Raw genomic sequence first — 6,838 nt, 5'->3', positions numbered from 1 at the left:
CAGCGGTTTCGGCAATCAGCTTAATGTTATCCAGCGTGTTATGCGCCGCATCCGCTGGTGTGAACTGGATATTGGTAATCAAATCATCCAGCAGTGCGGCATCGTTATGCGCGTTGCCACTTTTGCGGCTTTTAAAGTAATCGGTCTGCTGCCAGAAATCACGGCGCGTGTCCCAGGAGGCCAACTGCATAGTGAACTCCTGATAGACCTCATCCATCACTGTTGGGGCGGGTGTGTTGAGATTGAGCGTGTTGTTACGCACATCGAGGTTATTGAGGAATTGCTGCTGCACGAAGAAGTCACCCAGCATGTTAACCGTTGGACGATCGGTAACGGCGGTGGTGCTCCAGGCTTGCTTCATCAGCATCGAGGCGAGCCAAGCCAATAAGGCAAACAGCAGCGCAAAGCCGATAATCCAGCGCTTACCGCGCCACAGCGTGCAGCCAAGGCCGCGCACATCCAGTTCGTTCTCCACAACGACAGAGGTCATAACAAAAGTCCTTATCGGGGTACTGATCGGGGTAATTTATTTTTTATCTTCGCCACTGCTTTGCCAGCGGCGTTTAATACGACGGATTTTGCGCGCCACACGCCAGGCATGTTTCAGGCAATAGCCGTAAAGGAAAAAGGCCATCAGGAACAGCACCAGCATCACCCACTCGGGGATGAAGGCAAGGTATTCGCCCAGCACACCAATACCGGCCAACAGCGCTGCAGCCACGGTAATCAGCACAAAGGCCTGACGCGAAGTGAAACCGGCACGCATGATCAAATGGTGAATGTGCTGGCGGTCAGCTGAAAACGGACTCATCCCCTTACGCAGGCGGCGATACATAATCGCCACCATGTCCATCAGCGGAATGGCGATCAGCCACAGTGCCGTGACCGGCGTAATCGGATGGCTCAGACCCTGGGTTGTTTCCAGCAGGATCCAGATAATGGTGAAGCCAATCATGGTGCTGCCGGCGTCGCCCATAAACACTTTGTAGCGGCGACCAATCAGACCCAGATTGAGTAAAATATAGGGGATGGTGGCGGCGATCATGGCGAAACACCACATCGCAAGACTGGTTTGCCCGTCGAAAAAGAGGATGATACCCATGGCGGCAAAGGTCACACTGGCCAGCCCACCCAGTAAGCCATCAATGCCATCCACCATGTTAAAGGCGTTAATGGCCGCCCAAACGGCGAACAGTGTAAGTACGTAGCCAAATGGCCCAACAACCAATTCCACCGGACCAATGATAAATCCGAGGCTCAGCAGATACAGTTTTGAGCCGACCATCATCACGATGGCCACCGCCGCTTGTACTAATGCGCGGATTTTAACGCTGATATCGAACCGATCGTCCAGTGCACCCACCAGCACCAGCACCCCTGCGCAACTTAAATAGAGTGCCGCATGGGGTAAATAATAATCTGAAATAGCGAAAGCAAAGCAAATCCCCGCATAAACGGAGATCCCACCCACTAACGGAATGGCGCCATGGTGTCGTTTTCTTGAATTAGGTGTGTCTACCAGCCCAATTTTTTTAGCGGCTTTACGGGCAAAAAATAGGAACACTAAAGTAAACAGAAAAACAAAACCCAGCTCAGTACTCATAGTGAGTAAATTCACGTTAACGCTCTCAGCTAAAATCATCGACAACAATAAGCAAGATTCTTGCCATTGCCGTATATCCTTTGTCCGAATTCTGCCTGCGAAAAGTCTGATTGCTGAAAAAACCAGCACTTTTCTGGCACAATCATCATATTGCTTCCTGACTGGGCTAATCCTAATGCCCATAAATGAAAAACGCCACGTTAAGACGTGGCGTTAGCAATAAATCCTGGCAAATTGTGCGAAAGAATCGCTTCGCTTAGCGATTCAATTTCGCCAACTTACGAACGCTTCATCATATCGAAGAATTCGTCGTTGGTTTTGGTCATCGCCAGCTTATTGATGAGGAACTCCATCGCGTCAATTTCACCCATTGGATGGATGATTTTGCGCAGGATCCACATTTTCTGCAGCTCTTCCTGCGTGGTGAGGAGTTCTTCTTTACGGGTACCGGAGCGGTTGTAATCAATCGCTGGGAAGACACGTTTTTCAGCAATTTTACGCGACAGGTGCAGTTCCATGTTACCTGTACCTTTAAATTCTTCGTAAATCACTTCGTCCATCTTCGAACCGGTATCAACCAGCGCAGTCGCGATGATGGTCAGGCTGCCGCCCTCTTCCACGTTACGTGCTGCACCGAAGAAACGCTTCGGACGATGCAGGGCGTTGGCGTCCACACCACCGGTCAACACTTTACCGGAAGCCGGTACCACGGTGTTGTAAGCACGCGCCAGACGGGTGATGGAGTCAAGCAGGATAATCACGTCTTTCTTGTGCTCGACCAGGCGCTTGGCCTTCTCGATCACCATCTCAGCGACCTGAACGTGGCGTGAAGCCGGTTCGTCGAAGGTGGATGCGATGACTTCGCCTTTCACCAGACGCTGCATCTCGGTCACTTCTTCCGGACGCTCGTCAATCAGCAGCACCATCAGCACGCAATCCGGATAGTTGTACGCAATGCTCTGTGCGATGTTCTGCAGCAGCATGGTTTTACCGGCTTTCGGTGGCGCCACGATCAGACCACGCTGACCGCGACCGATCGGCGATGCCAGATCCAGTACGCGAGCGGTCAAATCTTCGGTTGAGCCATTACCGCGCTCCATACGCAGACGATTGTTTGCGTGCAGTGGCGTGAGGTTTTCGAACAGAATCTTATTACGCGCGTTTTCCGGCTTGTCGTAGTTAACTTCGTTAACTTTCAACAGCGCAAAGTAACGTTCACCCTCTTTTGGCGGGCGAATTTTACCAGAAATGGTGTCACCAGTGCGGAGGTTGAAGCGGCGGATTTGGCTGGGAGAAACGTAGATATCATCGGGACCGGCGAGGTAGGAGCTGTCTCCAGAGCGGAGGAAACCAAATCCGTCCTGCAATATCTCCAGCACACCATCACCAAAGATGTCTTCGCCACTTTTCGCATGCTGTTTAAGGATAGAGAAAATAATATCCTGTTTACGCATACGTGCCTGGTTTTCCAGACCCATATTTTCGCCGAGGGTAATCAGCTCAGAAACCGGCGTGTTCTTTAATTCGGTAAGATTCATAGTGAGGGTTCTTAAACTCGGGGTAATTCTCGAAATGATTGTCGTGGGTGGTATGGCAAAAATTCCATGCCGTTAATGGCTCTTTTTCAACTCTGCTCGACGATTATCGTCTGATGTGGCGATAGGAAACGAAGAGATGGTCGAAAGGTGATGCCGAATGTGCTAGTCATCAGATTGCCAAACCACGATAACGTTCAATGCGAGCAGGGTCTGACAAGGGAAAACTTTAGATGCAAACTACAAGGTAAGTGCGTAATGCAGTGAGGTCAACTTAACACGCCTGAAGGGAGACGTCCAGCAGTGGCGAAAAAATTCACCACTGCTGAACAACACCGCGCCGGGCTTAGGCCAGGTTGGCGTTCAGGAACTCTTTCAGCTGGCCTTTAGACAAGGCGCCTACTTTGGTCGCAGCCACTTCACCGTTCTTGAACAGCAGCAGTGTCGGGATACCACGAATGCCATATTTAGGCGCAGTGCCCGGGTTGTCATCAATGTTCAACTTGGCGATGGTAAGCTTACCGTCGTACTCTTCTGCGACTTCGTCGAGAATTGGGGCGATCATTTTGCAAGGACCACACCATTCAGCCCAGAAATCTACCAGAGTGACACCGTCGGCTTTCAGCACGTCAGTGTCGAAACTGTCATCGGTCAAGTGAACGATTTTATCGCTGCTCATGTTTAACTCCAAAGATTGTGCCTGGCGAATTGGCGTAAAATATACCAACGTAGGTTGACTTTATTTCATCGGATACGCTTTCGTAAAGCGCTAGTAAGCTGATATTCTACCACACTATGAGCAAAACACACTTAACTGAACAGAAGTTTTCCGACTTCGCCCTGCACCCACAGGTGGTTGAAGCCCTTGATACCAAAGGCTTTTCTAACTGCACGCCTATTCAGGCGTTGGCACTGCCTTTTGCGCTTTCAGGGCGTGATGTTGCGGGTCAGGCGCAAACCGGTACCGGCAAAACGATGGCGTTCCTGACGTCAACGTTTCATCATCTTCTTTCTCATCCAGCCGCTGAAGGCCGCCAGATTAATCAGCCACGTGCGCTGATCATGGCCCCGACGCGTGAACTTGCTGTGCAGATCCATGCCGATGCAGAGCCACTGTCGAAACTCACGGGTCTGAAACTGGGTCTGGCTTATGGCGGTGACGGCTACGACAAACAGCTGAAAGTGTTGGCCGATGGCGTCGATATCCTGGTGGGCACCACCGGTCGCCTCATCGACTATGCGAAACAAAATCACATCAACCTCGGCGCCATTCAGGTCGTGGTTCTGGATGAAGCCGATCGCATGTTCGATCTTGGCTTTATTAAAGATATCCGTTGGTTGTTCCGCCGCATGCCGCCGGCCACCCAGCGTCTGAGCATGTTGTTCTCGGCGACCCTCTCTTACCGCGTACGTGAACTGGCGTTCGAACATATGAACAACGCTGAATACGTGGAAGTGGAACCGGAGCAGAAAACCGGCCACCGCATCAAAGAAGAACTTTTCTACCCTTCGAATGAAGAGAAGATGCGTCTGCTGCAAACCTTGATCGAAGAAGAGTGGCCCGACCGCGCCATCATCTTCGCCAACACCAAACACCGCTGTGAAGATATCTGGGGCCATCTGGCCGCGGACGGTCACCGTGTAGGTCTGCTGACGGGCGATGTGGCACAGAAAAAACGTCTGCGTATTCTGGATGACTTCACCAAAGGTGATGTGGATATTCTGGTCGCGACTGACGTTGCGGCGCGAGGTCTGCACATTCCTGCAGTGACCCACGTGTTCAACTACGATCTGCCTGACGACCGTGAAGACTACGTGCATCGCATCGGTCGTACCGGCCGCGCGGGTGCCAGCGGACACTCCATCAGCCTGGCGTGCGAAGAGTACGCACTGAACCTGCCAGCGATTGAAGAGTACATTGGTCACGGTATTCCGGTGAGTAAGTACAGCAGTGAAGCACTGATGAGTGAGCTGCCTCCGCCGAAACGTCTGCAGCGCAGCCGTTCTGGAAACGGCCCACGCCGTGGCGGGAACAACAGCAACCGTCGTAGCGGTGCGCCGCGCAATAACAACCGTAAACGTTCGAGTTAAGCACACCATGCTGAGCGCATCGTCACTTTATGCTGCGATTGATTTAGGCTCTAACAGCTTTCATATGTTGGTGGTGCGCGAAGTGTCCGGCAGTATTCAGACCATTGCGCGTATAAAGCGTAAGGTACGTCTGGCTGCCGGTCTGGACAAAGCCAATCACCTCTCCGCCGAGGCGATGCAGCGTGGCTGGCAATGTCTGAAACTCTTCTCTGAACAGCTGCAAGATATTCCCCCCGAGCAAATCCGTGTGGTCGCCACGGCTACGCTGCGTATTGCTGAAAATGCCCAGGACTTCCTGACTCACGCCGAAGAAATTCTTGGCTGCCCGGTGAATGTCATCAGCGGCGAGGAAGAAGCACGCCTGATTTATCAAGGTGTTGCCCACACTACCGGAGGCTCCGATCAGCGCCTGGTGGTGGATATCGGCGGCGGCAGCACCGAGCTGGTCACCGGCGAGGGTTCGCACGCGACCACGTTGTTTAGTTTGTCGATGGGTTGCGTCACCTGGCTGGAACGCTACTTTGGCGATCGTCACCTGGCGAAAGAGAATTTCGAGCAGGCTGAATTAGCGGCCCGCGACATGATTCGTCCAGTCGCGGCGGCACTGCGCGAAAAAGGCTGGCAGATCTGCGTCGGTGCTTCTGGCACCGTGCAGGCACTGCAGGAAATTATGGTTGCGCAGGGCATGGATGAACGCATCACCCTGAGCAAGCTGCAGCAGCTAAAACAGCGTGCGATTCAGTGCGGCAAGCTGGAAGAGCTGGAAATCGAAGGATTGACACTCGAGCGCGCGCTGGTATTCCCCAGCGGCCTGTCGATTCTGATCGCTATCTTCCATGAACTAAGCATCGACAGCATGACGCTGGCCGGTGGCGCACTGCGTGAGGGGTTGGTGTACGGCATGCTGCATCTGCCGATTGACCGCGACATTCGTAGCCGCACGTTGCAAAACGTCCAGCGCCGCTTCTCTATCGATGTGGAGCAGGCAAGCCGCGTGCGTCAGCTGGCAGAAAGCTTTTTCCGCCAGGTGAGCACTGTCTGGAAACTGGATAACCGATGTCGCGATCTGCTGCTGAGCGCCTGTTCAATTCACGAAATAGGCCTGAGCGTCGATTTCCGCCAGGCACCCCAGCACGCCGCTTACCTGATTCGCCATCTCGATCTTCCTGGTTTTACGCCCGCACAGAAAAAAATGCTCGCCTGCCTGCTGCAGAATCAGAGTGGCAGTATCGATCTCGCTTTACTGACGCAGCAGAACGCTGTGCCACCACGTATGGCGGAACGCTTAAGCCGTTTACTGCGTCTGGCGATTATTTTCTCCAGCCGTCGTCGCGATGACACGCTGCCTGCGGTTCGTTTACAGGCGGATGATGATGCGCTGCACCTGACACTCCCTGCTGGCTGGCTGGATGCGCATCCGCTGCGTGCCGAGTTGCTGGAACAAGAGAGTCATTACCAGTCTTATGTGCACTGGTTGCTGACTATCTCTTAATTAAACCTGCTGCGCTTGCTGATGCTGCGTTGAAAAGCTCCCGTCAAATGCTCATTGACGGCATGTGAACTCCGCTTTGCCGGGAACTTTTCGTCTTGCCTCCGCTACGCTCGCAAC

At 53.0% G+C, this 6,838-nt stretch carries 6 protein-coding genes; 2 read left to right on the top strand and 4 right to left on the bottom strand.

Features of this window, described 5'->3' with window-relative positions:
- From H7A81_RS11975 to trxA, 4 genes are all read right to left on the bottom strand, one after another.
- On the bottom strand, positions 1–490 hold a 490-nt coding region (locus H7A81_RS11975), incomplete at its 3' end, for a Wzz/FepE/Etk N-terminal domain-containing protein (RefSeq protein WP_255478947.1).
- Positions 491–526: 36 nt separating this feature from the next.
- Positions 527–1,603, bottom strand: coding sequence for a UDP-N-acetylglucosamine--undecaprenyl-phosphate N-acetylglucosaminephosphotransferase (gene wecA / locus H7A81_RS11970; RefSeq protein WP_034827962.1), 1,077 nt, complete (start codon positions 1,601–1,603; stop codon positions 527–529).
- Positions 1,604–1,881: 278 nt separating this feature from the next.
- The gene (rho, locus tag H7A81_RS11965; protein ID WP_034827837.1) at positions 1,882–3,141 is read right to left on the bottom strand and encodes a transcription termination factor Rho; all 1,260 of its coding nucleotides are present in this window, start codon (positions 3,139–3,141) and stop codon (positions 1,882–1,884) included.
- A 343-nt stretch (positions 3,142–3,484) separates the two neighbouring features.
- The gene (trxA, locus tag H7A81_RS11960; RefSeq protein ID WP_003851963.1) at positions 3,485–3,817 is read right to left on the bottom strand and encodes a thioredoxin TrxA; all 333 of its coding nucleotides are present in this window, start codon (positions 3,815–3,817) and stop codon (positions 3,485–3,487) included.
- A 116-nt stretch (positions 3,818–3,933) separates the two neighbouring features.
- Here trxA and rhlB point away from each other — a divergent pair, with 116 nt between their 5' ends.
- A complete protein-coding gene (gene rhlB, locus H7A81_RS11955) occupies positions 3,934–5,229 on the top strand; it encodes an ATP-dependent RNA helicase RhlB (protein WP_166933238.1) in 1,296 nt (431 codons plus the stop codon).
- 7 nt (positions 5,230–5,236) lie between these two features.
- Entirely contained in the window at positions 5,237–6,721 is a 1,485-nt protein-coding gene (gene gppA / locus H7A81_RS11950; protein ID WP_097118507.1) for a guanosine-5'-triphosphate,3'-diphosphate diphosphatase, read from the top strand.
- Positions 6,722–6,838 lie beyond the last annotated feature (117 nt).

This window comes from Pantoea sp. ME81 (assembly GCF_903970985.1).
GTDB classification, from domain to species: domain Bacteria; phylum Pseudomonadota; class Gammaproteobacteria; order Enterobacterales; family Enterobacteriaceae; genus Pantoea; species Pantoea communis.
The sequence above is the reverse complement of the archived record's forward strand: the minus strand, read 5'-3'. Positions and strand labels throughout refer to the sequence as shown.

Excerpts from the sequence above, each read along its gene's own strand:
- wecA (WP_034827962.1), bottom strand. The coding sequence starts at position 1,603 with ATGAGTACTGAGCTGGGTTTTGTTTTTCTGTTTACTTTAGTGTTCCTA.
- rho (WP_034827837.1), bottom strand. The coding sequence starts at position 3,141 with ATGAATCTTACCGAATTAAAGAACACGCCGGTTTCTGAGCTGATTACC.
- gppA (WP_097118507.1), top strand. The coding sequence starts at position 5,237 with ATGCTGAGCGCATCGTCACTTTATGCTGCGATTGATTTAGGCTCTAAC.
- rhlB (WP_166933238.1), top strand. The coding sequence starts at position 3,934 with ATGAGCAAAACACACTTAACTGAACAGAAGTTTTCCGACTTCGCCCTG.
- trxA (WP_003851963.1), bottom strand. The coding sequence starts at position 3,817 with ATGAGCAGCGATAAAATCGTTCACTTGACCGATGACAGTTTCGACACT.